The sequence below is a fragment of the Dethiosulfatibacter sp. genome, assembly GCF_983023055.1.
In genome coordinates, this window is the sequence record NZ_CEZJXU010000253.1 from 1 (window position 1) to 3,721 (window position 3,721).

The window sequence follows — 3,721 nt, forward strand, 5'->3', positions numbered from 1 at the left end:
GAGAGGATTAGTACTCCAAGATGTGCACTGACTGCAGCGGAGTATCTTGCTTTTGAAGAGGACATGCACATACTTGTAGTTATGACTGATATCACAAGCTACTGTGAAGGGTTAAGAGAGATATCTTCAGCCAGGGAAGAGGTTCCAAGCAGAAAAGGATACCCTGGATATTTGTATTCCGATCTTGCTTCTCTCTATGAAAGAGCAGGCATGTTAAAGAGCAGGAAAGGATCCATAACATTTTTGCCTATATTGACTATGCCCAATGATGACATTACCCATCCAATTCCGGACCTTACAGGATATATAACCGAAGGTCAGATTGTGTTGTCAAGAGAACTGTCAAACAATAGTATAAACCCGCCTGTATATGTGTTGCCCTCACTTTCAAGGCTAATGAAAGACGGCATAGGAGAAGGATATACAAGAGCTGATCACCCGGACGTAGCAAACCAGCTGTTCTCGTCATATTCTAAAGTACGGGAAATAAGGTCATTGGCTCAGATTATTGGAGAAGAAGACTTGTCCGATATAGACAAGTTATATATGGATTTCGGAAGATATTTTGAGGACAGGTTTGTCAATCAGGGATTTGAAGAAAACAGAAGACTTGAAGAGAGTCTTGATATTGGATGGAAAGCACTATCTATATTGCCAAAGGAAGAATTGGACAGAATTGATGATGGAGTAATAGAAAAATATTACAGGAAGTGATTACGTGGAAAATCTTACACCTACCAAAGCAAATCTAATTAAATCAAAGTCAATGCTTGAATTTTCCATAAAAGGGTATGAATTGCTGGATAAAAAAAGAAATGTACTCATTAGGGAAATGATGGCAATGCTAGATGAAGTGAAAGAAATCCAAATAGAAATTGACAGTATATTCAAGGAAGCAAATTCAGCAATGATTTATGCAATGTTGACAATGGGTACAAACAATGTAGAGGAAATAGCCCTGTCCATACCCAAGGATGAAAACATAAGCATATTGTCTAAAAGTATAATGGGAGTGGAGATACCATTCATTAAGGATGAAACACCTGAAATCCAACCTTATTATGGATTTTTTAGAACCAATTCATCACTTGATATTACAGTGACGAAGATGAACGATGTACAAAAGCTCCTTTACAAGCTTGCTGAAGTGGAAAATTCAGTTTTTAGACTGGCAGCAGAAATCAAGAAAACCAGCAAGAGGGCAAATGCACTTCATAAGATTCAGATCCCAAGATACAGGGAAATGACAAAATACATAGGAGAGGTTCTTGAAGAAAAAGAGAGAGAAGATTTCTTCAGGCTGAAGAGGATAAATAACCGTTCCAAGGACTAATGAATATTTCCCCTAATAATCAGCACTGACCTGTGCTGGTATTTGGTTATCTGGGGATGCACAGTCATAGGGAATGTGTTAAAATGAATAATAATGGATTTATAGAGTAAGACGTAGAGGAGGATAAAAATGGAATTTAGACCGTGTATTGATCTTCATGAAGGAAAAGTAAAACAAATCGTCGGAAGCAGTTTAAACGATTCGGGAGCAGAGGAAAATTTTGTTTCCCAAAATGATGCTGACTATTATGCCGAATTATATAAAAAAGCGGGGCTTTATGGTGGTCACATCATAGCCCTTGGCTCAGGTAACAGAGAACAAATAGAAAAAGCGCTGGCTGCATATCCGGGAGGACTTCAGGTAGGTGGAGGAATAAATGCTGACAATGCCAGATGGTATATTGAAAAGGGTGCATCTCATGTTATAGTAACCTCTTTTATCTTTAAGGATGGAAAATTTTATTTTGATAATTTAGAAGAAATTGTCAAAGTGGTAAATAAGGAAAATCTAGTCATTGATCTTAGCTGTCGCAAAAAAGATGGAAAATATTATGTAGTGACCAACAAATGGCAGAAATTCACAAACTTTGAAGTGAATGAAGAAAATATTGATTTTCTGTCCGAATTTTGTGATGAATTCCTTGTTCATGCAGTTGATGTTGAAGGACTGCGAAATGGTATTGATGAAGAACTCATTCAAAAGCTAAGTAATTGGGTTAAAATTCCATGTACCTATGCTGGTGGAATATCATCCCTTGAGGATGTCAAGCATATTGAATCCATGAGCGGCGGCAGGATGAACTATACCATAGGAAGTGCCCTGGACATATTTGGCGGTAATATAAAATTCCATGATGTCATTAACCTGTAAGTAATAACCAAAACATTATAAAGAGTTAAACCACTGAAGGTTCCAGTATTAAATTACCTTTTTCAAATCTGTCTATACCCAGCAAACTTACGTCTATGGTAGGTTTGGATTTAGTTAGCATCTCTGCAATTACAATGCCGGTCAAAGGACCAAACATGAAGCCGTGACCACTGAATCCTACGGCCAGGTAGAAATTGTCAAGTCCCTCTGCAGTTCCGTAGACAGGCTGCTTGTCAGGAGTGATATTATATAGGCCTGCCCACTGTCTTATTACTCTCAGGTTTCCAATTGGAGGAAGTATGCTTGTAACGGTTTTAGCCATTTCTTCCAGGAATTCCCAGCTTGAAGTGATTCGAAGGTCCCTTGGCTCCCTGTCGTCGCCTCTACCCATAATGAAAGGTCCCTTTGGATTCTGCTGGCAGTATATGTTCTTTGAGAATGACATAACCATAGGTCCCTGTACATGCTCTATAGGCTCCGTTACTAGAATCTGGTGTCTTTCCGAGTAAACTGGAAGGTCTATGCCTACCATTTCACATACGTTTTTTGAATAACCGCCGGCTGCATTCACCAATGTACCTGTAATTATACTGCCCTTGTTTGTTATGACTTCTGTAATTTTATTTCCTTCTCTTTTGATTCCTGTAACTTCAGTGTAGGTCATGAATTCTACACCTAGTCTTTTTGCAGCTTTGTAGTATGCATCCGTAGTAAGGAAAGGGTCCAGAAAACCGTCTTTTTGACAGAAGGCAGCACCCAGTAATTCATCAGTATTAAGATGAGGTACTATTTCCTTTGCTTCCTCTATGGATACCATCCTTGACGGAATATCAAGAGAATTCTGAAGCTTTACATTCTTTTTGAACTGACCCATTTCTTTATTTGTAGTAGCAAGAATTAGGTATCCTCCCTGATAAAAGGTTACATCCCTGTTGTATTCCAGTATTTCATTTGCATTTTCATAAAATTCTATACTTTGCTTAGCAAGCTTGCAGTTCATTTCGGTTCCCCACTGCATCCTGACACCTGCACCGCATCTTCCTGTGGAACCGCTGGAAACATAAGACTTGTCAATTACAACTACATTCTTAACACCTTTTTTTGCAAGATTGTACGCTATTGAACAGCCTGAAATCCCTGCTCCTATAATTACAACATCGGCAGTTCTAATCATCCTTTTTCGCCTCCTCTGCAATCAAATCCAGTTTCACACCAACAATTGGTGGTCTGTTTGTCTGGAAATCAAGTTCCGTAATGGGTTTTCCCGTTGCCATTGACAGTTCTCTTAAAACTATCTGGCCACAGGTTTTACCCTGACATGGGCCCATGCCTATTCTTGTTAGTCTTTTGATTTCTTCAAAAGTATGGTATCCTTCATCTATAAGGTCTCTCAATTCCTTCAAGGTAACATCGGAACATCTGCAAACAATAACATTTTCACCCTTCATTATTTTGCCCCCGCTTCAATATTTCTGAATTTATAAAGCAAATCCCTGGGTACTTTAAGAGTTACAATCA

Annotated in this window: 5 protein-coding genes; 3 read left to right on the plus strand and 2 right to left on the minus strand. The window is 38.7% G+C overall.

The features are described from left to right. The 3 genes from AC3AX0_RS09090 to hisA all read left to right on the plus strand — a co-directional run. A partial coding sequence (locus tag AC3AX0_RS09090; RefSeq protein ID WP_487549981.1) for a V-type ATP synthase subunit B occupies positions 1 to 714 on the plus strand: 714 nt, incomplete at its 5' end. 4 nt (positions 715 to 718) lie between these two features. Further along, positions 719 to 1,333, plus strand: a complete 615-nt coding sequence (locus AC3AX0_RS09095) for a V-type ATP synthase subunit D (protein ID WP_487549982.1) — start codon at positions 719 to 721, stop codon at positions 1,331 to 1,333. Between the two features lie 129 nt (positions 1,334 to 1,462). Beyond that, the gene (gene hisA / locus AC3AX0_RS09100) at positions 1,463 to 2,203 is read left to right on the plus strand and encodes a phosphoribosylformimino-5-aminoimidazole carboxamide ribotide isomerase (RefSeq protein ID WP_487549983.1); all 741 of its coding nucleotides are present in this window, start codon (positions 1,463 to 1,465) and stop codon (positions 2,201 to 2,203) included. A gap of 25 nt (positions 2,204 to 2,228) precedes the next feature. Here hisA and AC3AX0_RS09105 read toward each other — a convergent pair whose 3' ends face one another. Together AC3AX0_RS09105 and AC3AX0_RS09110 are read right to left on the minus strand one after the other, a co-directional pair. Then, the gene (locus tag AC3AX0_RS09105) at positions 2,229 to 3,377 is read right to left on the minus strand and encodes an NAD(P)/FAD-dependent oxidoreductase (protein WP_487549984.1); all 1,149 of its coding nucleotides are present in this window, start codon (positions 3,375 to 3,377) and stop codon (positions 2,229 to 2,231) included. Then, entirely contained in the window at positions 3,370 to 3,651 is a 282-nt protein-coding gene (locus AC3AX0_RS09110; RefSeq protein WP_487549985.1) for a (2Fe-2S)-binding protein, read from the minus strand. The genes AC3AX0_RS09105 and AC3AX0_RS09110 overlap by 8 nt, the downstream gene beginning before the upstream one ends. Positions 3,652 to 3,721: the final 70 nt, after the last annotated feature.